Source organism: Aeromonas sp. QDB34, from assembly GCF_027705405.1.
Taxonomy (GTDB): Bacteria; Pseudomonadota; Gammaproteobacteria; order Enterobacterales; family Aeromonadaceae; genus Aeromonas; species Aeromonas hydrophila.
In genome coordinates, this window is record NZ_JAPDBT010000018.1 from 19,958 (window position 1) to 43,687 (window position 23,730).

At 62.7% G+C, this 23,730-nt stretch carries 21 protein-coding genes; 10 read left to right on the top strand and 11 right to left on the bottom strand.

Annotated features, from left to right (window positions below; translation table 11 throughout):
* Positions 1-296: 296 nt before the first annotated feature.
* From OKC29_RS18420 to hybO, 11 genes are all read right to left on the bottom strand, one after another.
* Positions 297-938 carry an ATP-binding cassette domain-containing protein gene (locus OKC29_RS18420; RefSeq protein ID WP_073350592.1) on the bottom strand — a complete coding sequence of 214 codons (642 nt, stop codon included), beginning with the start codon at positions 936-938 and terminating at the stop codon, positions 297-299.
* On the bottom strand, positions 938-1,726 hold the full coding sequence (locus tag OKC29_RS18425) for an ATP-binding cassette domain-containing protein (RefSeq protein WP_073350593.1): 789 nt from the start codon (positions 1,724-1,726) through the stop codon (positions 938-940). Before OKC29_RS18425 ends, OKC29_RS18420 begins: the two co-directional genes overlap by 1 nt.
* Positions 1,720-2,538 carry an ABC transporter permease gene (locus OKC29_RS18430; protein WP_073350594.1) on the bottom strand — a complete coding sequence of 273 codons (819 nt, stop codon included), beginning with the start codon at positions 2,536-2,538 and terminating at the stop codon, positions 1,720-1,722. Before OKC29_RS18430 ends, OKC29_RS18425 begins: the two co-directional genes overlap by 7 nt.
* Positions 2,528-3,538: an ABC transporter permease gene (locus OKC29_RS18435; RefSeq protein WP_073350595.1), complete on the bottom strand. Its 1,011-nt coding sequence runs from the start codon at positions 3,536-3,538 to the stop codon at positions 2,528-2,530. Before OKC29_RS18435 ends, OKC29_RS18430 begins: the two co-directional genes overlap by 11 nt.
* Positions 3,523-5,154 (bottom strand): ABC transporter substrate-binding protein, encoded by a 1,632-nt coding sequence (locus OKC29_RS18440; RefSeq protein WP_073350596.1) that lies wholly within the window; start codon positions 5,152-5,154, stop codon positions 3,523-3,525. Before OKC29_RS18440 ends, OKC29_RS18435 begins: the two co-directional genes overlap by 16 nt.
* 107 nt (positions 5,155-5,261) lie before the next feature.
* On the bottom strand, positions 5,262-5,810 hold the full coding sequence (gene hybE / locus OKC29_RS18445; RefSeq protein WP_073350597.1) for a hydrogenase-2 assembly chaperone: 549 nt from the start codon (positions 5,808-5,810) through the stop codon (positions 5,262-5,264).
* A complete protein-coding gene (locus OKC29_RS18450; RefSeq protein ID WP_073350598.1) occupies positions 5,792-6,322 on the bottom strand; it encodes a HyaD/HybD family hydrogenase maturation endopeptidase in 531 nt (176 codons plus the stop codon). The genes hybE and OKC29_RS18450 overlap by 19 nt, the downstream gene beginning before the upstream one ends.
* On the bottom strand, positions 6,322-8,025 hold the full coding sequence (hybC, locus tag OKC29_RS18455; RefSeq protein ID WP_073350599.1) for a hydrogenase 2 large subunit: 1,704 nt from the start codon (positions 8,023-8,025) through the stop codon (positions 6,322-6,324). Before hybC ends, OKC29_RS18450 begins: the two co-directional genes overlap by 1 nt.
* Entirely contained in the window at positions 8,022-9,209 is a 1,188-nt protein-coding gene (gene hybB / locus OKC29_RS18460) for a Ni/Fe-hydrogenase cytochrome b subunit (protein WP_073350600.1), read from the bottom strand. The genes hybC and hybB overlap by 4 nt, the downstream gene beginning before the upstream one ends.
* Entirely contained in the window at positions 9,202-10,227 is a 1,026-nt protein-coding gene (hybA, locus tag OKC29_RS18465) for a hydrogenase 2 operon protein HybA (RefSeq protein WP_073350601.1), read from the bottom strand. The genes hybB and hybA overlap by 8 nt, the downstream gene beginning before the upstream one ends.
* Positions 10,228-10,229: 2 nt before the next feature.
* Positions 10,230-11,363: a hydrogenase 2 small subunit gene (gene hybO, locus OKC29_RS18470; protein ID WP_073350602.1), complete on the bottom strand. Its 1,134-nt coding sequence runs from the start codon at positions 11,361-11,363 to the stop codon at positions 10,230-10,232.
* Between the two features lie 730 nt (positions 11,364-12,093).
* Between hybO and OKC29_RS18475 the strand changes: the two genes are divergently transcribed.
* The 10 genes from OKC29_RS18475 (at position 12,094) to alr (ending at position 23,651) form a co-directional block, all read left to right on the top strand.
* Positions 12,094-12,462, top strand: coding sequence for a response regulator (locus tag OKC29_RS18475; RefSeq protein ID WP_043123505.1), 369 nt, complete (start codon positions 12,094-12,096; stop codon positions 12,460-12,462).
* Positions 12,459-12,779: an STAS domain-containing protein gene (locus tag OKC29_RS18480; RefSeq protein ID WP_060389138.1), complete on the top strand. Its 321-nt coding sequence runs from the start codon at positions 12,459-12,461 to the stop codon at positions 12,777-12,779. The genes OKC29_RS18475 and OKC29_RS18480 overlap by 4 nt, the downstream gene beginning before the upstream one ends.
* The gene (locus OKC29_RS18485; RefSeq protein ID WP_073350603.1) at positions 12,766-14,922 is read left to right on the top strand and encodes a chemotaxis protein CheA; all 2,157 of its coding nucleotides are present in this window, start codon (positions 12,766-12,768) and stop codon (positions 14,920-14,922) included. The genes OKC29_RS18480 and OKC29_RS18485 overlap by 14 nt, the downstream gene beginning before the upstream one ends.
* A gap of 43 nt (positions 14,923-14,965) precedes the next feature.
* Positions 14,966-16,642 (top strand): methyl-accepting chemotaxis protein, encoded by a 1,677-nt coding sequence (locus OKC29_RS18490; RefSeq protein WP_073350604.1) that lies wholly within the window; start codon positions 14,966-14,968, stop codon positions 16,640-16,642.
* 9 nt (positions 16,643-16,651) lie between these two features.
* Positions 16,652-17,179: a chemotaxis protein CheW gene (locus OKC29_RS18495; protein ID WP_011706355.1), complete on the top strand. Its 528-nt coding sequence runs from the start codon at positions 16,652-16,654 to the stop codon at positions 17,177-17,179.
* A gap of 2 nt (positions 17,180-17,181) precedes the next feature.
* A complete protein-coding gene (locus OKC29_RS18500; RefSeq protein WP_073350605.1) occupies positions 17,182-18,045 on the top strand; it encodes a CheR family methyltransferase in 864 nt (287 codons plus the stop codon).
* On the top strand, positions 18,042-19,118 hold the full coding sequence (locus OKC29_RS18505; protein WP_029300494.1) for a protein-glutamate methylesterase/protein-glutamine glutaminase: 1,077 nt from the start codon (positions 18,042-18,044) through the stop codon (positions 19,116-19,118). The genes OKC29_RS18500 and OKC29_RS18505 overlap by 4 nt, the downstream gene beginning before the upstream one ends.
* Positions 19,119-19,120: 2 nt before the next feature.
* On the top strand, positions 19,121-20,329 hold the full coding sequence (locus tag OKC29_RS18510) for an EAL domain-containing response regulator (RefSeq protein ID WP_011706358.1): 1,209 nt from the start codon (positions 19,121-19,123) through the stop codon (positions 20,327-20,329).
* Between the two features lie 111 nt (positions 20,330-20,440).
* Positions 20,441-22,072, top strand: a complete 1,632-nt coding sequence (locus OKC29_RS18515; RefSeq protein WP_073350606.1) for a methyl-accepting chemotaxis protein — start codon at positions 20,441-20,443, stop codon at positions 22,070-22,072.
* A gap of 466 nt (positions 22,073-22,538) precedes the next feature.
* On the top strand, positions 22,539-23,651 hold the full coding sequence (gene alr, locus OKC29_RS18520; RefSeq protein WP_174892444.1) for an alanine racemase: 1,113 nt from the start codon (positions 22,539-22,541) through the stop codon (positions 23,649-23,651).
* Positions 23,652-23,730: the final 79 nt, after the last annotated feature.

The window sequence follows — 23,730 nt, forward strand, 5'->3', positions numbered from 1 at the left end:
TATCCGCGAACCTTGTCAGCCGTGCTATCTGTCTCGAATGGCCAGCGCCTCACACTCGCGTCCCCTCACCCTGGCCCTCTCCCCAGGGAGAGGGAACCGGTTCGTGGATGCCGACAGCATGCTGCAACAATACAACTCCCTAAACCCCCTCAGGGGGAGCTCCGAGCATAACAACCAGCCATATTTTCAAACCCCGAGATTCTCCAAACCCTAAACCCTGAGCGTGGTGAGATGACACCTTCCGCTCCCTTCTCCCCTTGCGGGAGAAGGGCTGGGGATGAGGGGGGAACTAACCGTCAAGCCGTGCTTTCGGTCAGCTCCCCAGATTCGGGCTGCATCTCGCCAAAGCGCAGCACCCGATGACAGATCTGGCGCAGCAGCGCCTGCTGGTGACTGAAGATCACCATGCCCAGTCCACGCTGCTCGCACTCAACCATCAACTCCCGCCAGAGCTGGCGCTGAATTTGCGGATCCAGCTGGGCAGTCACCTCATCGGCAATCAGCAGACGAGTGCGGGGATCGAGGGCGCGCAGCAGCGCGATGCGGGCCAGCTCACCGCCGGAGAGTTGGCCGGGTTTACGACTGAGCCACGCAGGCTTGACCATAAAACGGGCCAGCATGGCGTCATCGGGACGCCATACATCCCAGATCGCCTGCCCTGTGGTGCGATAGGGATTGAAGGTGAGTTCCGGGTGCTGGGGCACCAGCTGGATAGGGTTATAACCTTTTACCTGTTCAGGCACAGGCTGCCCATCCAGCAGGATCTGCCCGCCAGGTCCAACAGGCTGCCAACCGGCCAATACCCGCCCCAGGGTGGTTTTGCCATAACCGCTAGGCGCGGAGATGCCAAGCCGCTCGCCCGCTTTCACCGTCAGTGACAACCCCTGCCAGAGGGAGCGTTCCCCCTGGGCAATGGTGAGATTTCGTAGTTCCAGCATCAGGAAACCTCCGGCGCAGAGAAGAGCGCGTTGAACTCCGGCAGCGCCTGCCAGTGGGCACGGAGCATCTCGCTCCCCTGCCCCTGACGCAGATGGTGGCAGCTCAAGGTGTCGCTCACCTGCCCCTGATGCAGCGCCACAATGCGATCGGCAAAACGGGCCGCCAGCGCCAGATCGTGGGTCACCCAGAGGATACCGCTGCCCTGATTGGCCAATTCACGCAACTGGCTGAGCAGCTGGCAGGCAAGCCCTTCGTCGAGCCAGGCGGTGATCTCGTCCGCCAGAATGTAGCGAGCGCCGCCAAGGGCCGCGGTGCAGGCCAGAATGCGCTTGGCCATGCCGCCGGAAAGCTGGCGCGGATAGCTGTCCAGGGTGGCGGCGGGCAGCTGGTAGCGCAGCAGTTGCTGGCCGAGCCGCTCGCGGGAACCGCTCTGACCGCAGAGACGCGCCGCACGGCCCAGCTGACGCTCCACCGTCAGCAACGGATTGAGGGCGTTCACCCCCTGCGGCACATAGCAGAGGGTGTGGCCGCGCAGACGGGCCCTACTGGCATCGCACAGAGGCGTGCCATCAAGAGAGATAGCGCCGCGCATGCGCAGGTTGTCCGGCAGCAGGGTCAGGGCGCTTTGCAGCAGCAGGCTCTTGCCCTCGCCGCTCCCCCCCACCAGCGCCACTATCTCCCCCGGCGCCAGTTGCAGGCTGATATCGGTCAACAGCGGCCGCCAGCTGCGCCGCCCCAGCCAGGAGTAGTGGGCCGCCTCTATGGTCACTTGGTCGAAGCTCAGCATGTATCTCCCCCAAACCCAAACCAGAGTTGTTGCAGTGCTCGGGTAGCCTGATCAAACAGTAAAACCAATGTCAGCAGCATCAACCCAGGGAAGAGGGCCAGCCACCAGCCGCCACCGGCCAGATAACGCAGGGCATCGGCCAGCAGCAGGCCCAGCGAGGCCTCGTGGGCCGCCAGGCCAAAGCCGAGAAAGCTCAAGGCCGCGCTGTGCAGCACCGCATGGGGAAACATCAGCAAGGTGCCAATAAACCACTGGGGCAACAGCCCCGGCAGCAGGTGGATGCGCCAGCGACGCAGCGCCCCCATCCCCTGACAGCGGGCCAGCACCACATAGTCGCTGCAGGCGATCCGCCGCGCCTCGGCGCAGAGAATGAGCGCCAGCTTGGGCCAGTGGGTCAGTGCCACCGCCAGGATCACCCCGCGCATACCGCCACCCACGGTAAAGCAGATGAGGATCAGCAGCAGCATATGGGGCAGCGCCAGCATGGCGTCGATAACCAGCCGCACCGCCGTATCGCACCTGGGATGAATAAGCGAGAGGCTGGCCGCCACCATGGCCAGCAGGCCGCTGCACAGGGCCGTGCTGATCCCCAGTTCGAGACTGGTGAGGGTGCCCTGAAAGGCCCGCAGCCAGAGGTCCCGCCCCATCTGATCGGTCCCGAACCAGTGAACCAGCGAGGGTGGCTGCTGGCGAGCCAGCAGATCCATCGGCACATCCTGATGAGAGAGGCTCCAACCATAGCTGGCCAGAAGCAGCAGGCAGATCAGCGCAAAGCCAAGACGCAGCAAGGAGGGGAGCGGATTAAACAGCATGTACACCCTCCCAGCCCCGATTGATGCGGGCCAGCAGCATCCGCGCCGCCGTATTGCCCAAAAAGACCAGCAGGGTGCAGAAGAGCACGATTCCCATCAGCAGGGGAATGTCCCCCCTGAGTCCCGCATCCACGGTGGCCTGCCCGAGCCCCGGATAGGAGAAGACCTTCTCTGCCAAGAGCGATCCGCCAATCAGCTCACCGAGGGAGGCAAACTGCAGGCAGAGCGCCGGCGTCAGAGCGTGGCGCAGCACGTGAAAGCGCAGCATGGGCCAGCCGCCATCACCCTGGGCGCGGGCATAGCGAATAAAATCGCTCGCCAGCACCTCGGCCACCCGCTCCCGGGTGTGCAGCGCGATATTGCCAAGCCCCAGCAGGGCCAGGGTTGTGACCGGCAGCAACAGATGACGCAACCGCATGGCCCAATCCGCCTCATCGGCAGCGAGCCCCGGCGTCCAGGCGCAGCAGACCGGCAGCAGCGGCCAGTGCACCGCAAACAGCGCCAGCAGCAAGAGACCGACCCAGAAGGTGGGCAGGGAGGCGAGCAGGTAGGCAAAACGGCAAATCAGGCGATCGGGCCAGCGATTGAGATAGCGACCGGCGCAGAGGCCCAGCAAAATCCCGAAAAAACCGGAGAGCAGCCAGGCGCCCGCCAGCAGCAGGAAGGAGGCGGCAAAGCGCTGGCCTATGACTTCATCCACCGGTGCGTTGTAGAGCATGGAGTAACCGAGATCCCCCCGCAGCACCTGGCTGAACCAGTGCCAGTAGCGCAGCCAGAGCGGCTGATCCAGCCCCCAGCGGGCGGCGATGCGGGCGTACTGCTCCGGCGGCACATGGAGCAGATCGTTGCCGATATAGGCCTTGATGGGGTCGATGGGGGAGTAACTCAGCAGCACAAAGGTGGCGACCGAGACCAGACATAACAGCCCTGCCAGACGCAGCAGGGCTTTTAGCAACAGATAACCTGAATGACTCAAGGGCGAACTTAGCGGCACGTCCACCGCCAATCCTGCAGGTTGTTGAGCAGTGACCAGCTACCGTGGATTTCCGGCGCCCCCTTGCCAAGGTCGATGCAGCGGTTGGCGAGATAAGTGTGCTGCACATTGAGCAGCCAGGCCCAGGCGGCATCACCCTGCACCCCGGCGCCGCTCTTGCCATCCCACTCCACCTGCTGCCAGAACGGCACGGCCGCCTGCCAGTTCGGGGCATCCAGCGCCTGCTTGAGGTGGCCATCCACCACAGGGTTGCTGTAGTAGCCCGGATTGTAGAACTCCACCCCACCGGAGCCGCTCTGGTAGTGGTGATAGAGCTCCATGGGATCCAGACTCCCCCACCCCATCAGCACCGGATTGGCGTGCATCTCCCGCTCCACCTGCTCCCAGCTGCCGGACTTGAGGCTCACCTCGAGGCCGATGGGTTTGAGCATGGCGCGCACCGCTTCCGCCAGATCCCGGCGGGTGCTGTCGCCACTGGTGTACCAGAGGGTAAAGGCGGCGCGCAGGCCGCCCTTGTGGCGAACGCCGTCGCTGCCCATCTGCCAGCCCGCTTCGTCGAGCAGGGCGTTGGCATGGGCCGCATCCCCATCCTTGAAAGCGGTGGCCTTGTTTAGCCAGGGCAAGCCCTCTACCGCGCTGTAAGCGGGGATGGCGTGCCCTTCCAGCAGCTGGTCAGCCAGCAGCTGGCGGTCGATGGCATAGTTGATGGCGCGGCGCACCGCCACGTCCGACGTCACGTCGTTGCCGATGGGATAACCCTTGGCATCTTTGCCGCCCGCCGGCGGAATGGGGAAGACGATGCCGCGGTTTTCCACACTTGGCCGCACCCACAGCTTGAGGGAGGCAGGCACGGTAGGCGCCAGCGAGGGGGCGATGCGCACCAGGTCGAGCTGGCTGCTCTGGGCGGCGGCATAGGCGCTCTCTTCATCGATAAAGACAAACACCAGCCGCTTGAAGTCATTGCTGCCGCCGGCGTAATAGGGGTTCGCCTCCACCACCAGCTGCTGGCCGGGCAGGAAGCTCACCAGCCGGTAAGGGCCGGCGCCGACCGGATGGCGGGCATAGCGCTTGGGATCGTAATCCCGCTTCGACACTATCCCAAGCGATCCCAACACGTTGACGAAGGTACTCTGGGGGGCGCTTAAAGAGATGGCAACCTCGGTAGGCGAGAGCACCTTGGCCGAGACAAAGTTGCCCATGTCGATCTTGCCGCCGCCCTTGGCTGCGCTGTTGTAGGTAAAGGCCACGTCTTCGGCGGTGAGCGGCGCGCCGTTGGAGAATGTCAGATCCGGCTTGAGGCGGATAAGCCACCCCTTGCCATCCTGGTTCGGAGTCACCGCTTGGGTGAGCACGTTCTGCCAGCTAAGGTCGGCGTTTTGCTTGAGCAGCGGGCTGTGCAGCAGCAGGTAGCTGCCGTGGCTCCAGCCAAGCAGCGGGTCGAACCCTTCGGTGGGCTCACTGCCGATGGCGAGCTTGAGTTCGGCGGGGACGGGCTGGGCAGCCAGCGCGGCGAAAGAGAAACCGCCCGAGAGCAGGGCCAGCAAGGCGGCCGCCGTGGCAGAGAGGCCTTTGCGGCGGGTGGTGTTGCTGCCTGAATGGCAGCCAAAGCATTGAATGGTCATAAGATCCCTTGTTCGTTTTACCACTCACTACCCAAAAAACAGGGGCACGACAGAAGCGAGTGAGGGGCCAAAACGGCCCCTATTCTAAACCTGATTGCAGATGAGACCTAGCGCTGGGTGTCGCCCACAGGGTCGCCGCGCCGGCCGCTGAACAGGCGGCGCCGGCTCAAGTTCACGCCGCCCTCCCCCTGCTGCACCGGAAGCGAAAGCAGCATCTTGAGGGTGCTGCTCACCAGCGCGCGCCCCTCGTTGGCCCCCAGATGCGGGTCGATGGGGGACATGAGCGAGCAGGCCAGCAACTGCCCCGTCTCGGGCAATGCCCCTACCATAAAGGTCAGGTTGCCGCAGGGGAGCTGCAGGGCGAGCCGATCGCTGCTGCTGCGCACTGGCCAGAGCTGATCCGGCCCCGGCAGCACCACCACGCTCAACATCCAGGGGGTGAGCACGCAGCCGAGCCACTGTCCTTCAAACAGGGTGCACTCTGCGACTATGGGCATGGCCGGGTGATAGAAGGGCAACGCCTGCATCTCTTCGCGAGCGATCCGCTCGTACTGGGCAACCAGCAGCGGCGCGGGATTGGTGGCAAAACCGCTAAACTCCTGCGCCGGCTCTTTTGCGGCTTCGTTCACTGCCTCATTCACAATGGATTGCGCCATACGCCCTCCCGCGCTCGCTCGGCCTTCTCCTGCTCAGAGAGCGGGATGGCGGGTGCTCCCAGACTGGCCAGCAGGGTCAGGATCCGATCCGTCGCCTCCCCCAGCGCCGCCGCCACCACGGGGGTGAGGCCGATGCGGGGCTCGAGGGATCCGGGCTCGACACCGATCAGGGTGAGCCGCTTGGGGGATTCCCCCGTCATGTGCAGCGCCGAGAGCACGTCCGCCAGCCCCAGCTGATGGGGGGAGATCTTGCGGCCGAACAGGGTCGGGATCTCCTCATCTTTCAGGGTCACCACGGTACCCGGCGGATTGCCGCTGCGCACCGCGTCCGCCAAGATGATGTGGTCACGACTGGCCATCGCTTCGAGCAGCTCCATGCCGGCGGTGCCGCCGTCGAGCAGCTCGATGCCGGGGGCGAAGCGGTAGTCGCGCTCCAGCCCCTCGACGATGCGCACGCCGACGGCCTCGTCACTCAACAGCAGGTTGCCCACGCCCAGGATCAGGGTGTTCATCACAGCACCTTCACCTGAGTCACGTCGCCGCTCTGGGTATCCACCACATGGACTGCGCAGGACATGCAGGGGTCGAACGAGTGGATGGTGCGCACCACCTCCAGCGGCTTGGCGGGGTCGGCCACCGGGGTGCCCACCAGGGATTGTTCGTAGGGACCGGGTTCGTCGTTGAAGTTGCGCGGGCCCGAGTTCCAGGTCGATGGCACCACCGCCTGATAGTTCTCGATCTTGCCGCCCTTGATGACGATCCAGTGGGAGAGCATGCCACGCGGCGCCTCTTCAAAGCCCACCCCGCGAAACTCTTTATCCGCCGGGATCTCGGTCTTGATGTAGGCGCTGAAATCCCCCTTGCCGATGTTGTCCACCAGCGCCTTCCACTGATGGGACAGGGTGTCTTTGAGCACGCAGCAGCGCACCGCCCGGCCGATGATGCGGCCCAGGGTGGAGTGCAGCTGTTCGGTCTTGATGGCTGAACCGGTGAGCGTTTTGTAGAGGCCGTTGAGCTGATCGAAGTGCGCCACCGTCTCCAGGTGCTTGGCGGCGAGCTTGACCAAGAGGTCTGCGAGCGGCCCCACCTCCACCACCTTGCCGTAGAAGGTGGGGGATTTGACCCAGGAGTACTTGCCATCATCCTGCCAGCCGGTGTAGTTGGGCTCGGTCTTGCCCTCCCAGGGTTTGAGGGGAGCGTCATCCTTGTACCAGGCGTGCTTGTTGCTCTCGGCGATGCCATCCATCAGCCAGGCATCCTGATGGCTCTCGATGGGACGATAGCCGGCCAGATCGCCGTTTTCGATGTAGCCACCCGGCATCAGGAAGCTGCCGCCGTCACCGTCGGTGGGCAGCTCCGGCACGCTCAGGTAGTGCTTGGCCCCCTGCCCCAGGTTCAGCCACTCGGGGTAGTGCGCGGCTATGATGGCGGCATCCACCTTGTAGACCTGCTCGATAAACTCGCCGAGCCGGTCGATAAAGCTCTTCACGTAGAGCAGCCGCTCCAGGTTGAGTACGCTCGGGGCGTCCAGGTTGATGGGGTTGGCCACCCCGCCCACCGCCAGGTTCTGGATGTGGGGAGTCTTGCCGCCGAGGATGGCGACGATGCGGTTGGCATCGCGCTGACACTCCAGTGCCTGCAGGTAGTGGGCCACGGCGATGAGGTTTACCTCCGGGCTCAGCTTCATCGCCTTGTGGCCCCAGTAGCCGTTGGCGAAGATGCCGAGCTGGCCGCTCGTCACCAGGGCGCGGATCTTGTCCTGCACCTTGGTCAGCTCGTCGGCACTGTTGAGGGACCAGGTCGATATCCCCTTGAGCAGGTCGGCCGCTTTTTGCGGATTGGCCTCAAGGGCCGCGGTGATGTCCACCCAGTCCAGCGCAGAGAGCTGATAGAAGTGGACGATGTGATCGTGAATGTTGTGGGCCGCAATGATCAGGTTGCGGATGTACTGGGCGTTGACCGGCACCTTGGCGCCGATGGCGTTCTCCACCGCCCGCACCGAGGCGATGGCGTGAATGGAGGTGCACACCCCGCAGATGCGCTGCACTATCATCCAGGCATCGCGCGGGTCGTTGCCCTTGACGATCTCCTCCATCCCGCGCCACATGGTGCCGGATGACCAGGCCTTGGTGACGACGCCGCCTTCGATTTCACAGTCGATACGCAGGTGACCCTCGATGCGGGTGATGGGGTCTATGGTGATACGTTGGCTCATACGTTGGCTTTCCCTCGGGCCTGATAATCTTGGTGAACACGTTCAAGTGATGGCAGTACCGGCAAGAGCCGGATCAGCAGCAAATAGGCACACACCTCGATGGCGACGAAGCCCAAGGAGATCAGCACTTCCGCCGCGGAGGGGAAGTAGTGGTAGCCATTGCCGGGGTTGAAGGCGAGCAGGGAGTAATCCAGTCGCCAGAGGGCGGCGCCCAGCAGCATGCTGAGGGCCCCCAGGAACAACATGCGCGAATCGCGGCGGCTCTTGTCCCAGTGGAACACCAGCAGCGGGAAGATCATCAGCGCGATCTCGCTCCAGAACATCAAGGCGTAGCGATCCCACTGGGAGAGGTACTCCGACTTGTCGTTGATGACGATCTCGGCAAAGCGCAGCGCCACGAACAGGATCAGGAAGATGTCGATCACCTGGGTCAGCTTGTAAAAGAGCGGCTTCTCGTTAGGGCCGCGCCCCGCCAGCCCGGCCTGCACCAGGGAGCCTTCAAACACCACGATGGAGAAGCCCATGATGAAGGCGGTGAGCAAGGAGAAGACCGGCAGCAGCTCGTAGCTTTGCCAGAGCGGATGGATCTTCTCTCCCGCCACTATCATCAGGGATCCCATGGAGGATTGGTGCATGGTGGGCAGCAGGGCCCCCAGCGCCAGGATGAAGAACATGACCTTGTTGATCCGCGCAAGGGAGACCTTCCAGCCGAACTTCTCCATCAGCACGGGGGCAAACTCCAGCGCCATCACCCCGATGTAGATGGTCATGCAGACCGCCGTCTCGAACAGCACCGAGGAGGTGTTGAAGAAACCCGGAATGTAGAAGTAAGGCAGGTTCCAGTAACGGCCGACGTCGATGGTGATGGAGAGGCCGCCCAGGGAATAGCCGAACAGGCTCGCCAGCAGGGCCGGCCGCACCAGCGGGTGATACTCGCCCCGATTGAAGACGTAGACCGCCCAGGCCAGCGCCCAGCCGCCGCAGGCGAAACCGGTGCCGATCAGCAGATCGAACGAGATCCAGAGCCCCCAGGGGTAGCCGCCGTTGAGATCGGTGACCGAGCCCAGCCCGAAGATGAGGCGTTTGAGGATCAGCATGCCGCACAGGATGACGAACGGCGCCAGCACCATGACCGGCCAGCTGACCAGCCTGCCCCCCAGCGGATGTGCCTTGTGATTAGTCATGATCCTTGCCTCCCGATTGCTTGTCATGGCCCGCGTGCGAGTCATGATCGTCGCCATCCTGATGGTCCTTGGTGTTGCGGCGAATGAGCACCGACAGCCCGGTCAGCACCACCAGCGGCAGCACCATCCCCTTGTAGAGGGTGTGCTGGATGTGCTCGGAGCGCGCCCCGGAGGAGAGCTCCGGCAAGTCAGGCATATCGAGCTTGGTGTAGGGCACCCCGGCCAGCACCAGCACCTGGGTGCCGCCCCCCTCCTTCTCGCCATAGACGTAAGGCTGGTAGTTGGGCACTTCATGCAGGTAGGGATCGTTGGCGCTGAAGGTCTGGCGCGGATAGGCATATTCGCTGCCCGGCGTTGCCAGCAGCCGGCGCTTGGCCTCGGCCATCAGCGCCTCGCGGGTGCCGAAGATGACGGCGCCGGTGGGGCACACCTCCACGCAGCCGGGCAACTTGCCCTGATCGATGCGCTCAAGCCCTTTCTGGTTGCAGAGCTCGCACTTGTGGATCGCCCCGAACGGGTTGTCGTAGTCATATTTGGGCACGTCGAACGGGCAGCCCACCATGCAGTAGCGGCAGCCGGTGCAGACGTCCGGGTCGTAGTGGACGATGCCGGTCTTGGGATCCTTGGTCAGCGCCTGCACCGGGCAGACGGAGACGCAGTTGGGATCGACACAGTGCATGCACTGCTTCTTGATGTAGGCATAGCCATCCACCAGCTGATCCTTGTGCTCACCCGTGCCGCTCTTCCACACCTGAATGATGTTGTTGGTGTAGGGGCTCAGCTTGTCGTTGTTGGACCAGGTCGCTTCCCCGGCCGGATTGGCCGGGTTGCCGTTGAGGCGCTGACACTCCGCCACGCAGGCCTGACAGCCGATGCAGAGGGTGGAGTCGTAGAGCATGCCGAGTGCGCCGGGAATGGGCGGCTTGTTCTCGGCCGCCGCCAGGGCAGTGCCGGAGACGGTGGTGCCCGCCGCCAGCGCACCGACGGAGGCGAATTTGAGGAAATTGCGTCTGTTCACGGTCACTCCTCCCGTGAGGTGTGCTGCCCGGCTTCATGGCGCTTCTGCTGGCGACCGAGCTCGCGCACCGTCATCAGACTCACCCCGACCAGCACCCCGAGCGCCCCACCGATAAGGCCGGTGGCGGTGGGCGACATGTGTCCTCCCTCCTGGATGGCCACGTCGGGCTTGTTCACCCGCGGGGTGGGATTCTCCACCTTGGCGAGCTGAAAGATCCCCTTGCTGAAACCCACTCCCTGCTCGTTGCAGCCGTAGCAGGGGTGGCCGATGCCCACCGGCCAGATGCCGCCACCCACGTCGCAGAACTCCAGGGTCGAGCAGTTGCCGTAGGTCTCCGGCCCCTTGCAGCCAAGATGGTAGAGACACCAGCCCTGACGGTGGCCCTCGTCGCCAAACTCCTTGGCGAAACGGCCGGCATCGAAGTGCGGGCGGCGCTCGCAGTTTTCGTGGATCAGCCGCTCATAGGCAAACAGCGGCCGCTTCTTGGCATCGAGCGCCGGCAGCTTGCCGTAGGTGGTGTAGTAGGCGACCGTGGTGAGGAAGTTGTGGGGATTGGGCGGGCAGCCCGGGATATTGATAATCGGCGTGCCGAGGTTGCCGAGGGCCTCTTCCAGGCTGACGGCACCGGTCGGGTTGCCGCCGCTGGCGGGCACCCCGCCCCAGGCGGCGCAGGAGCCGATGGCGATGACGGCAGCCGCATCGGCAGCCGCGCGGCGAATATGGTCGACGATGGGTTCACCGGCCACCATGCAGTAGATGCCGCCATCTTTAAGCGGGATGGAACCATCCACCACCAGCACATACTTGCCCTTGTAGCGTTCGATGGCATTGTGCTTGTTCTCTTCGGCCTGATGGCCGAAGGCCGCCGAGAGCACCTCGTGATACTCCAGCGAAATGGTATTGAGGATCAGGTTCTCGATGGTGGGGTGGGTGGCGCGCAGCAGCGACTCGGTGCAACCGGTACACTCCTGCGCCCCTATCCAGATCACCGGTGGCCGCTCGGGGCTGGTGAGCGCGGTGGCCATCTTGGCCACGGCATGCTGGCTTAATCCAAGGGTTGCGGCCATCCCGGCGCACAATTTCATAAAGTCACGGCGATTAATTCCATGAGCCGATAAAAAAGTATCCTCGACCATTCTTTTTATTCCCGTAGTGAGCACTTGTTTGATAAATGCTTAATAGCGGAAATGCTAAGTACTCCCCCCCTGCCCCGCGTTGATCTCCATCAAGTGACGGAACATTATTCAAATAGAAAACTCATCAGCATGGATTTAAAAATTTCATATGTAGCATAGACTTAGAAAGCATAGCGCCAACCGCAAAATACCCACTAGGGGGTAACTTTGCGTGTTAATGAATTTAATTCATTTAAATTACCCGTTAATTCGTGATGTTAAATAATCAGAATGAAAGCGTTGTCACACTATTTGACCAGGTCTTTATGTTACCAGTCATAGGCTATTTTACCTTGCCGAAAGTGGCTGATAATATATACCTTTATATTTGTATTATTATATGTAAACAAGTGGAATGGACGCGCGAACGATATTTATTATCAGCTTCTAGAATAGGCTCCTCTGCCTATTTCAAGAAATATCTCCCTTGCTTGATTAATTAACTGTCATCAACAGGGTATCTGCATTCCCCCCCTATTCCCCCTCTTGCAACATGTGGCCCGCCCCCTCCTTCCCGGCCCGGCTGCGCCACCTGGCCCGTACAACTGGCGCCATTTGTCTCTATTAGTCAGTGATGACATAAAAATCTCTCCAACATCAAGCTGTTGAACAACAATTATCACTGAGCCCTGTGCGAGCTCTGCCCTTGGCGCTAAGGGCAAGGAACCCATGAAGTCGATGAGGATGACCGATGAGCAAAACCATACTGGTGGTGGATGATTCCGTGGGGATCAGGGCGGCCATCACCATGACGCTCAGCAGCGCCGGTTTTGAGGTGATTGAGGCCGGTGACGGCGAAGCCGCCCTCATCGAACTGGATCAGCGGCGAGTACACCTCATCATCTCCGATCTCAACATGCCCGGCATGGATGGCATGACCCTGCTAAGACGGGTCAAGGCCCAGCAGACTACCCGCTACCTCCCCTTCATCATGCTGACCACCGAAGACTCCGAGCAGATCAAGCGGGAAGGATTCGAGGCCGGCGCCCGGATCTGGCTCACCAAGCCGTTCGAACCGCTCAAGCTGCTGGACGATGTCTGCAAGGTGGTGCAGCCATGAGCCTGGCGATCGACACCCGACAAACGCCGGTGACCGCCACCCTGAGCGGCGAGCTCAGCGTCATCACGCTGGGTGATCTGCAGGATGATCTGTTCGGTCTGCTCAATTTCTCGGTGTTGACACTGGATCTCACCCCGCTGGAGATGCTCGATGGCTGCGGTGCCCAGCTCATCGCCATCCTGCAGCAAGAGGCCGGTCAGCAGGGCAAGCAGCTGCGACTCGAGGCCGCTGAAGGCAGCCAGGCCCGCCATGTCTTGAGCCTGATGGGATTGTGGCCAGCCGACCATGGGGAGGGCCGCGCGGATGGACATCAATAAGGCCCGCGCCCTCTTCTTCGAGGAGGCCTATGAGCAGTGCGACAATCTGGAACACGCCCTGCTGGATCGCGACACCTATCCGGCCAACTCCGACACCTACAACCTGATGTTTCGCACCGCCCACACCATCAAGGGCTCGGCCGGCATGCTGGGGCTGGCCATGCTGGTGCGCTTCGCCCACGCCATGGAGAACATGCTGGAGCGGCTGCGCAGCGGCGAGATCGCGCTGGACGAACACCTCATCAACCTGCTGCTGGCCTGCAACGATCAACTGCGCGACCTGCTGCAGGGGGCCGAACACAACCCCGAGCTGCAACAGACCGAGACCCAGCAGATCCTGGCCCTGCTCTCCCAGCTGCAAGGGCACCAGACCCTGCCCAGCCAGCCGCTGATCATGCCGGCTCCCGCACCGGTCAATCAGACGGATCGGCGCGCCTGGCACCTCTCCCTGCGCTTTTATCCCGCCCTCTATCAGGACGGCTTCGATCTGCTGGCCTTCATTCGCTACCTCGGCAACCTGGGGGAGATCCGCGTCATCCAGCCGGTCTGGCAGGAGTGGCCCCCGCTGCAACTGCTCGATGCCACCGAGTGTTTCCTCGGCTACGAGATTGGCCTGCTCAGCGCCGAACCGGCCGAGCGGATCCGGAGCACCTTTGATTTCGTTGCCCACGCCAGTCTCATCTGCCTGCTCAGCCCCCATCAGGATCTGGCGCAGTTTTCAGAACAGGGGCAAAAACTGGCGGCCTGGCGCAATGAACCGCTCGCGGCCCAGCTGCAACGCTGGGTGCAGGCCGGCGCGCTGAGCGAAGAGGAAGCGACCTGCATCGCGCGGGGCGAACTGACGCCCGGCGCGGCAAACGCAGAACCGGCCCTGGCGCCACCCATCCAGTCAGCCCCCCCGCCGCAGGAGGCCCCCCCACAGCAGACCAGACCCGCACCGCTGCGGGCGGAGGGGCACTACATCCGCATCGAGGCGGCCAAGCTCGATCGGCTGATCAATCGGGTCGGCGAGCTGGTGATCGCCACCTCAGCCACCACCCTGCAGGCGAGGATGAGGGGCGATGCGGAGCTCATCGAATCAGTCGCCATCGTCAACACCCTGGTGGAAGGGATCCGCGACGACGCGCTCACCCTGCGCATGGTGCCCATCAACGAGATCTTCAACCGCTTCCCGCGACTGGTGCACGAACTGTCCCAGCAGACCGGCAAGGAGATCCAGCTGCAGATCCGCAACGCCGATACCGACATCGACAAGTCGATGGTCGAGAAGCTGACCGACCCCCTGATGCACCTGGTGCGCAACGCCGCCGATCATGGCCTCGAAGAGCAACAGGTTCGGCTTGCAGCCGGCAAGCCGGCGCAAGGCACCATCACCCTCAACGCCTATCACGATGCCGGCGCCGTGGTGGTGGAGGTCAGCGATGACGGCCGCGGCATCGACCGCGACAAGATCCTCGCCAAGGCACATGGCCAGGGGCTGCTGCCGGAAGGCAAGGTATTGAGCGAACAGGAGATCTTTCAACTGCTATTTCTGCCCGGTTTCTCGACGGCCAGCGATGTCAGCGATCTCTCCGGGCGGGGGGTCGGGCTTGACGTGGTCAAGCGCAACCTGGAGTTCCTGCGCGGCGAAACCACTATCGACAGCCGGCTGGGGCTGGGCACCACCTTCAGGCTGAGACTGCCGCTCACCCTGGCCATCATCGACGGTTTTCGCATCGAGGTGGATCACGCCTCCCTGGTGATCCCCCTCGACATGATGGTCGAGTGCATCGATCTGCCGCCGGATGCCCTGCGCACCCCGGCCCGCCAGATCAACGTGCGCGGCGAATGGGTGCCCTTCATCGTCCTGCGCGAGCTGTTTGCCCTGCCCCCTGCCGACGAACCCGAGTTCGTGGTGATGGTGGACTATGCCGACCATCGTGCCGGCATCGTGGTGGATCGCCTGATTGGCGAGGTGCAGGCCGTCATCAAGCCGCTCGGCGAGCTGTTCAAGTCCCTGCGCTACGTGAGCGGCTCCACCATTCTGGGCAACGGTCAGCCGGCGCTCATCCTCGACGTCCCCCAGCTCATCCAGCTGGCCTGGCGGCGGGAACAACATGCGCTCCGGCAACAGGCCGATGCCCTTTACAGCCTCAGAGATTGACCACAAACCTTAAGCACATCAACGGAATTGACGGAGTCAGACCATGGACTGGTTTCACAACTTGCAAGTCAGAACAAAGCTGGTGTTCTCGTTCTCCATCCTCATGGTGCTGCTGGTGGTGCTGTCGCTCACCAGCTACTACTCCACCAGGACCATGGTGCAGCTGGTCAGCAACATGCACGCCAACCAGCTGTTGCCGATCAAGGACATCGCCAACGCCAACATCTATGCGGTCTACCAGAACCGGGCCCTCTATCGCTACATCGGCGAGGTCGACACGGATCTCAAGGCCCAGGCGTTGGTCAATGTCGACAAGTTCGAGAAGGGGATGTGGGATTTTCTGGCCAGTTACCGCAAGACCTATCTCACCCAGCGGGAGGTGGACCTGCTCACCCGCTTCGATCAGGCCTGGGCCACTTACAAGCAGTACGCCAGCGAGATCCTGAAGCTGGCTCAGACACCCGGCCAGGATGGGGTGCCCGAGCGCAACGCCTTTCGGCTGATGGGGGACAAGGGGCGCCCCACCTTCGACATCGCCGATTCCCTGTTGAGCGATCTGGTCAAGGTGAATGCCGAGCTCGCTACCCAATCCATGGATGAGAGCCAGAACATCTATCAGGACAACCTGCAGATCCTCATCGCCATCGCCAGCGCCGCCTTTCTCATCTGCTTCATCCTGGCCCTGCTGGTGACCCGCAGCATATTGCGCCAGCTGGGGGGCGACCCTTCCTACACGGTGCAGGTGGTGGCCCGGGTCGCCGAGGGGGATCTCTCCACCCCTGTGCAGCTCAAGGCCGACGACACCTCGAGCCTGCTCTATGCAATCAAGAGCATGGCCCACCGCCTCTCCGACACCCTCAACGAGGTGGGCGCCATGTCGGAAGCCATCGGCTCGGCCTCCGAGCAGGTGGCCGCCACCGCCAATGCCCTCTCCCAGACCTCCTCCGAGCTCGCCTCCAGCGTCGAGCAGACCAGTGCCTCGGTCGAGGAGATGACCGCCACCGTCAGCCAGAATGCCGACAATGCCAAGGTGACCGAGAACATCTCCACCCGGGCGGCCAGCAGCGCCACCGACAGCGGCAAGGCGGTCGGTGAGATGGTGCACGCCATGAAAGAGATAGCGTCGCGCATCACCGTCATCAACGACATCGCCAACAAGACTGACCTGCTGGCCATCAACGCCGCCATCGAGGCGGCCCGCGCCGGCGAGCACGGCAAGGGCTTTGCCACCGTCGCCGCCGAGGTACGCAAACTGGCCGAACGCTCCCAGACTGCCGCCAAGGAGATTGGCGAGCTGGCCGGGCGCTCGGTCAGCGTCGCCGAACAGGCGGGATCTTTGTTGCGTGAAATGCTGCCCGGCATCGATCAGACCGCCACCCTGGTGCAGGAGATCGCCTCCGCCTCCCGCGAGCAGCGGGCCAGCGTCTCCCAGATCAACATCGCCGTGACCCAGATAAGCGACGGCATGCAGGCCTCGGCCGCCTCGGCGGAAGAGCTCAGCTCCACCTCGGAAGAGCTGAGCTCCACCGCCCTGCAGTTGCAGGAGCTGATGCAGCAGTTCACCCTGCGCGGCGGCAACACCCGCCAGCCCTATACCCCGCACGGCGGCGCCCATATTGTCCGGCGCAGCAAGCCTAAGTCCGCATTCTCCCGCCCCTACCCCTTTCATGAAGAGGATCTGGAGCGAGAGATAGACGATGGCAAGTTCACCAACTACTAGGAGCCGGCGATGAGAGACAAGCTTGCCCCTGACACCAGCGCCCACTTTCACTGCGTCACCTTCATGCTGGGCGGCGAACTGTACGGCATCGACATCGGCTGCATTCGCGAGATCATAGAGTTCGAGGGGATGACCCCGGTACCCATGATGCCGCGCTTCGTGCGGGGCATCATCAACCTGCGTGGCGCCGTGGTGCCGGTGATCGACCTCTCCATTCGTTTCGGCCGGGGCCAGACCCTGCTGCAGCCCACCACCTGCGTCGCCATCCTCTCCCTGCCCAACAGCACCGGTGAGGAGCAGGAGATCGGCATGCTGCTGGATGCGGTCTGCGAGGTGCTGGAGATCCGCAGCGATGCCATCGAACCAGCCCCCACCTTCGGCACCCACATCCGCGGCGACTTCATTCAGGGGGTGGTCACCATCGATCAGCAGTTTGCCATCCTGCTCGACATGCACAGGGCTCTCTCCATCGCCGAGCTGAGCGCCATGGCCGAGGCGGCCACCGAGCAGCAGTTCTCCCCGGAACAGGGCGGCTGACCATGGTGGCGCCTCCCTTCACCGCCGAGCTCACCCCGACCCTCAGCCAGAGCGAGTTCGATCTGTTTCGCCGCTTCATCCTGAATTCGGCAGGCATCGATCTTGCCCCCTGCAAGCGGGCGCTGGTGCAATCCCGGCTCGCCAAGCGGCTGCGGGCACTGCACCTCACCAGCTATCACGCCTACTGGGAGCGGATCAACCAGTCCAGCGATCCCCACGAGCGGCAGCTCGCCATCAACCTGCTCTCCACCAACGAGACCTATTTCTTTCGCGAATCCCAGCACTTCAGCTGGCTCAAGCACCATGCCGAACAGCTGCTTGCTACTCGCCGCCAGCCGCTGCGGATCTGGTCCGCCGCCTGCTCCACCGGGGAAGAGGCCTACTCCGCCGCCATGGTGCTGGCCGAACAGCTCGGCATCAATGATCGCTGGAGCATCCACGGCACCGACATCAACACCCGGGTCATCCCCTTTGCCCGCCGCGCCGTCTACTCGGTCGAGCGGGCCCAGCACGTGCCACCCCATCTGTGGCTGCGCTATTTTCAGCGCGGCCATGACGAGTTCGCCGGCAAGATCCGGGTCAAGCCGGAGCTGGCCGGCAAGGTCACCTTTGCCAACCTCAACCTGCTGACCTGCGGCGACTATCCGGAGCGCAACTTCGACGTCATCTTCCTGCGCAACGTGCTCATCTACTTCAATGACGAGACCAAGGCCCGGGTGCTGACGCAGCTCTGCAACCTGTTGCGCCCGGACGGCTACCTGCTGGTCGGCCACTCCGAGATCATCCGCCAGCAGGATCTGCCGCTGGTGCAGGAGGCCCCCTCCCGCTACCGCTGCCTGCCCCTTCAGCCCAAGGAGCTGCCATGACCATACGGGTGCTTATCGTCGACGACTCGGCCCTGGTACGAGAGGTACTGACCCAGATGCTGAGCAAGGCGGAGGATATCGAGGTGATCGGCGCCGCTTTCGATCCCATCTTCGCCATGCAGCAGATGAAGAAGTGCTGGCCCGACGTCATCATCCTCGACATCGAGATGCCGCGCATGGACGGTCTCACCTTCCTCAAGAAGATCATGGCCGAGCACCCCACCCCGGTCATCATCTGCTCCTCCCTCACCGAAGAGGGGGCCATGATCACCCTGGAGGCGATGTCGGCGGGGGCCATCTCCATCGTCACCAAGCCCAGCGTCGGCATCAAGAGCTTCCTGCAACAGTCGGCCAACGACTTCATCCAGGAGATCCGGGGCGCCGTCGGCGCCAAGCTGCGCAATCTGCTGCCCGGTGCCGCCCCGCTCCCAGTCACCCCGAGGCGCAATGCCGACGAGGTGCTCTCCCCGCCGGCGGAGCGGATCTCCTTTCGCACCACCGAGAAGATCGTTGCGCTCGGCACCTCCACCGGTGGCACCCAGGCGCTGGAGTACCTGCTCTCCCGCCTGCCCGCCACCTGCCCGGGGATCGCCATTGTCCAGCACATGCCGGCCCGCTTCACCGCCTCCTTTGCCGAGCGGCTCAACGGCCTCTCCCAACTGGAGGTGAAAGAGGCCGAGACCGGCGATCGCCTGCTGCCCGGGGTCGCCATCATAGCGCCGGGGGGCAAGCACCTGCTGATCCAGCGCAGCGGCACCCAGTATCTGGCGGAAGTCAAAGAGGGGCCGCCGGTCTCCCGTCACTGCCCCTCGGTGGACGTGCTGTTTCGCTCGGTGGCGGTGAGTGCGGGGCGCAACGCCCTCGGCGTCATCATGACCGGTATGGGGGATGACGGTGCCCGCGGCATGCGGGAGCTGCACGACACGGGGGCTCGCACCATTGCCCAGGATGAAGCCAGTTGCGTGGTGTTCGGCATGCCCAAAGAGGCCATAGCCCACGGCGGAGTGGATGAAGTCATGTCCCTCACCCACATTACCCAGACGCTCAGCCGTCCGGATCTACGAGGCGTGTAATTATGTCATTGGAAAAATGGCAAGGCCGCAGTGCCATGGTGGTGGATGACTCCCGCACCCAGCAGTACGAAGTGACCTGCCTGCTGCAGGAGCTGGGGTTCGGCCAGATCCACGTTGCCCATGATGGTCAGGATGCCCTGAACAAGCTGCAGCAGCTCGAGCGCATCGATCTGCTGCTGACCGACCTCAACATGCCCGGCATGGACGGGGTCGAGCTCATCAGCAACCTGGAGAAGAACACCCACTACCGGATGTTCGTGGCCGTGATGAGCGGGGTGGAGCGGGACGTGCTGGACGTGATCCACGCCATCGCCGATGCCAGCACCCTGGAGGTGATCGGCGTGCTGTCAAAGCCGCTGCGACAAAGCGATCTGCGCAACATGCTGCAGCATTGCGATCCGCTGGCACACCGGGAAAACAAGAAGTGGATGCAGCTCACCTTCACCGCCGAGGATGTACAGCAGGCGCTGGACAACCGCCAGCTGATCCCCTTCCTGCAGCCCAAGGTGCTGATGGCGGACGCCAGTCTCTACGGCTTCGAGGCGCTGGTGCGCTGGATCCATCCCGAGCACGGGGTCATTCCCCCCATCTGTTTCGTTCATCATCTGGAAGAGGGGCAGCTGGCGCTCGATTTCTTCTACCAGTTTCTGCATGCCACCTGCGAGGCGCTTACCACCCTGGGCGCACTGTCCGAACACCCCACCTGCTCCATCAACATGCCGGTCAGCCTGCTGCTAACGGACAAGCTGGTCGAGAACATGATCGCCATCGTGCAGGCCCATCAACTGCCCTGCAGCGCCATCATCATCGAAGTCACCGAGACCACTTTCATGTCCAATCTCGCCATGTCGCTGGGCACTCTGGCACGATTGAGACTGCGTGGATTCGGCATTGCAATGGATGATTATGGCACCGGCTACTCCTCCATGAAGCAGCTATCTCGCTGTCCTTTCACCGAGATCAAGATTGACAAGGAATTCGTGCACGACGCCCATAGCAGCCCCAAGAAGCTGGCTATATTGACCTCAGCGATCGTCATGAGCCAGAAGCTCAACCTCAAGACGGTCGCCGAGGGAGTGGAGACCGAAGAGGACTGGAAACAGCTGGCACTGCTCGGCTGCGAGCTGGCGCAAGGCTATTACATCAGCCGACCGCTGCCGGTCGATCAGATTGAAAAATGGTTTGCCGAATGGCAGGCCAGAGCGACCTGAATCGTGTCCCTTTGCGCTATTGAGGAACCCCGCTCTGAGAGGGCGGGATAACAACAACACCGGCAGTATCGACATCGCTGCATGGACGCTTGAAACAAGCATGAGGCTACCATGAACAACCTACTTCGCCAGCTCTCCATCAAGACGCGGCTTATCGTCTCCTTCCTGTTGCTGAATCTCATCCTGATCGGGGTCGGACTCTACGGCAAGCAAAACACCAACACCATCAATGACATGCTCAACGACATGTACCTCAACATCCTGACCCCCATCACGGATGTCGCCAACGCCAACATGCAGGCCATCTATCACAACCGCTCGCTGTTCGATTACGTCATCGAGCCGACCCAAAGCGGCATGGACAAGATTGCCAGGGATATGGATCTGCACGAGCAGAAGATGGCCGCCTTGCTGGACAAGTACCGGGCAACCCAGCTGAGCGAACCGGAGAAACTGGCTCTGGCGGACTTTGACCGCGCCTGGCCGTTCTACAAGGAAGCGGCGCACAAGGCGATGGCAGCCAGTTACGCCAACGACAACGACAGCGCCATCAAGCTGATGAAGGGCGAGGCCGCCACCACGTTTCAGGTGGTGGACGATCTGCTCAGCAAGCTGGTCGACATCAATCAGGGGCTGGGCAAACAGGCCTTTGATGAGAGCGACGTGATTGCCAGCGACATCACCACCGCCACCTACACCATACTCGCCATCTCGGTGCTGCTCTCCTTGCTGCTGGGCTGGTTGCTCAGCAGCAGCATCAACCAGCCGCTGCTCGCCATCATGCAGGATCTGCAGCAACTGGCGCAGGGCCGGCTCACCGCTCCGGATCAGGCCGAGGGCAACGACGAGCTGACCCGCATGCAGCAGGCGATGATCAGCACCCGCCGCAGCCTGCGCGACATCGTCTCGACCATGCAGCATGCCGCCGAAAGCCTCACCGCCAGCGCCTCCCAACTGGGGGCGGCGGCCGAGCAGGTCAATACCAGCTCCCAGCAGCAGTCCCTCGCCACCGCCAACACGGCCGCCTCAGTCGAAGAGCTCACCACCTCCGTCTCCCAACTCTCCTCGTTTGCCAATCAGGCCAACAGCGTGGTGATGCAATCCGGGGAGATAGCCCAGGCCGGCGAGAAGCAGGTCAAGCACGCCTCCCAGGAGGTGCTCAAGGTCACCACGGCGGTCAACGACTCCGCCAAGCAGGTGCAAGGACTGTTTGACGACATCACCCGCATCAGCCAGATCTCGGTGATGATCCAGGGGGTCGCGGATCAGACCAACCTGCTGGCGCTCAACGCCGCCATCGAAGCGGCCCGGGCTGGCGACATGGGCCGCGGCTTCGCCGTGGTGGCCGACGAGGTGCGGACCCTGGCGGCGCGCACTACCCAGGCCACCCAGGAGATCAACGAGATGCTCACCTCCATCCAGCAAGGGGCCACCAGCGCGGTCAAGGGGATGAACGCCTGCTCCGACAGCATGAGCACGGTGCGGGAGACCACCGAGGGGTCCAGCGAAACCATGGCCCAGGTGGATCAGAGCTCCCGCAAGGTGGTGGAGCTGATCCAGGAGATAAGCTCCATGCTCCACGAGCAGGCCGCCGCCAGCCAGCTCATCGCCCAGTCGGTGGAAGAGATCACCCAGATGTCGCTGGAGAACGTCTCCGCTGCCGAGAGCGTCAATCACGACGCCTCCCAGCTGACCACCATCATCCAGCAGCTCAACCAGGGCATCGGGTTCTTCAAGGTATAACCACGACCTGCCCGGCCATGGGCCGGGCGGGTCCCTCCTTCTTATCCTGCCATCAAGCGCCCATCTTTACCCTGCCTCTTTGCCACGGGCTCACGACGGCCGGCGCTGGAATGCCGACATCAGCACGGCATTCACTCAACCATCCATCAAAAACAGCCCAAAACAGCCTCATTCCCCTCCCGTTTGGAGGGACAAAACCAGTGATAAATACTGGGTCATAGGGAGCCAGAGAAAGCGTTGGCAGGCAAATTTATACAGAGGAATATCCCGTATTTTGCGCATTTACACATTCCTATTCGCCACATAATTTACCAACCAAAAAACAACTGATAACATCTTTTTACATTTTAAAGCATATAAAACAACATGATTCAGTGACCCCCCGTTTGCTCGTCGCGGCAGCCAGGATCACCGGATCAGGATTGAAACCAGCAGCCAACTTCTCATCGAGCAGACACCCGACCCCATGATGAACACAGTTACGGCCAGCATCGATATCGATGCACTCCAGCACAATTTCGCCGTGGTGCGCCGCCATGCCCCCCACAGCAAAATCATCGCGGTACTCAAAGCCAATGCCTATGGCCACGGGCTGCTGCCGGTGGCCCATGCACTCGCCCAGGCCGATGCCTATGCGGTGGCCAGGGTCGAGGAAGCGCTGGTGCTGCGCGCCAACGCCATCACCAAGCCCATTCTGGTACTGGGAGGCTTCTTCAGTGCCGAGGCGCTGCCGCTGCTGGCGAAACACGAACTGCAAACCACCTTGCATACCAGGGAGCAGCTGGCACTGCTCGAGCAGGCCAGTCTGCCCGCCCCCATCAAGGTGTGGCTCAAGCTCGATACCGGGATGAACCGGCTCGGGCTGCGCGCCGAGGAGTTGCCTGCCTTCATCGAGCGGCTGAGCCATTGTCGCAACGTGGTGCAGCCGTTCCATCTGATGACGCACTTCAGCCAGTCCGATGAACAGGATACCCAGGCCACTCAGTTGCAGATCGAGGAGTTCAACCGCCTCTCTGCCCATCTGCCGGGCGAGCGGGCCATGGCCAACTCCGCCGGCATCCTCGCCTGGCCGGCATCGCGCAGCGACTGGATCCGGCCCGGCCTCATGCTCTACGGCGCCTCACCGTTTGCCGGTCAGCTCGCCGCCGACCATGACCTGCGCCCTGTCATGACCCTCAAGAGCCAGCTCATCGCCACCCGCGCCTGTGCGCAGGGCGAGGCGGTCGGCTATGGGGGACACTGGGTGGCGGATCGCAATACCATCCTCGGCGTGGTGGCGGCGGGCTACGGGGATGGCTATCCGCGCATGGCGCCCGAAGGAACCCCCATGCTGATCAATGGCCGCCGGGTGCCCATCGTGGGTCGGGTTTCCATGGACATGATCACCGTCGATCTGGGGCCGGCGGCCCGCGACAAGGTAGGAGACGAGGTGACGCTGTGGGGGGAAGGGCTGCCGGTGGAACTGGTGGCCGAAAAGATAGGCACCATCCCCTACGAGCTGATGACCCGCCTGACCAGCCGGGTCCATCTCAGGCACTGCGACAAGCGCGACCAGATGCCGATGTTGAAGCTGGCCTGAGCAAGCGGGTACGGGCCTGCGATGTGGGCCCTGTTATACCGTCATCAGGCAATAAGTTGGCCTCTCCTTATGACAGGAG

Bases quoted from the DNA above. Each gene is read 5' to 3' on its own strand.
- OKC29_RS18420 (WP_073350592.1), bottom strand. From the start codon at position 938: ATGCTGGAACTACGAAATCTCACCATTGCCCAGGGGGAACGCTCCCTC.
- OKC29_RS18425 (WP_073350593.1), bottom strand. From the start codon at position 1,726: ATGCTGAGCTTCGACCAAGTGACCATAGAGGCGGCCCACTACTCCTGG.
- OKC29_RS18430 (WP_073350594.1), bottom strand. From the start codon at position 2,538: ATGCTGTTTAATCCGCTCCCCTCCTTGCTGCGTCTTGGCTTTGCGCTG.
- OKC29_RS18440 (WP_073350596.1), bottom strand. From the start codon at position 5,154: ATGACCATTCAATGCTTTGGCTGCCATTCAGGCAGCAACACCACCCGC.
- hybE (WP_073350597.1), bottom strand. From the start codon at position 5,810: ATGGCGCAATCCATTGTGAATGAGGCAGTGAACGAAGCCGCAAAAGAG.
- OKC29_RS18450 (WP_073350598.1), bottom strand. From the start codon at position 6,322: ATGAACACCCTGATCCTGGGCGTGGGCAACCTGCTGTTGAGTGACGAG.
- hybC (WP_073350599.1), bottom strand. From the start codon at position 8,025: ATGAGCCAACGTATCACCATAGACCCCATCACCCGCATCGAGGGTCAC.
- hybB (WP_073350600.1), bottom strand. From the start codon at position 9,209: ATGACTAATCACAAGGCACATCCGCTGGGGGGCAGGCTGGTCAGCTGG.
- hybO (WP_073350602.1), bottom strand. From the start codon at position 11,363: ATGGTCGAGGATACTTTTTTATCGGCTCATGGAATTAATCGCCGTGAC.
- OKC29_RS18475 (WP_043123505.1), top strand. From the start codon at position 12,094: ATGAGCAAAACCATACTGGTGGTGGATGATTCCGTGGGGATCAGGGCG.
- OKC29_RS18480 (WP_060389138.1), top strand. From the start codon at position 12,459: ATGAGCCTGGCGATCGACACCCGACAAACGCCGGTGACCGCCACCCTG.
- OKC29_RS18485 (WP_073350603.1), top strand. From the start codon at position 12,766: ATGGACATCAATAAGGCCCGCGCCCTCTTCTTCGAGGAGGCCTATGAG.
- OKC29_RS18490 (WP_073350604.1), top strand. From the start codon at position 14,966: ATGGACTGGTTTCACAACTTGCAAGTCAGAACAAAGCTGGTGTTCTCG.
- OKC29_RS18495 (WP_011706355.1), top strand. From the start codon at position 16,652: ATGAGAGACAAGCTTGCCCCTGACACCAGCGCCCACTTTCACTGCGTC.
- OKC29_RS18500 (WP_073350605.1), top strand. From the start codon at position 17,182: ATGGTGGCGCCTCCCTTCACCGCCGAGCTCACCCCGACCCTCAGCCAG.
- OKC29_RS18505 (WP_029300494.1), top strand. From the start codon at position 18,042: ATGACCATACGGGTGCTTATCGTCGACGACTCGGCCCTGGTACGAGAG.
- OKC29_RS18510 (WP_011706358.1), top strand. From the start codon at position 19,121: ATGTCATTGGAAAAATGGCAAGGCCGCAGTGCCATGGTGGTGGATGAC.
- OKC29_RS18515 (WP_073350606.1), top strand. From the start codon at position 20,441: ATGAACAACCTACTTCGCCAGCTCTCCATCAAGACGCGGCTTATCGTC.
- alr (WP_174892444.1), top strand. From the start codon at position 22,539: ATGATGAACACAGTTACGGCCAGCATCGATATCGATGCACTCCAGCAC.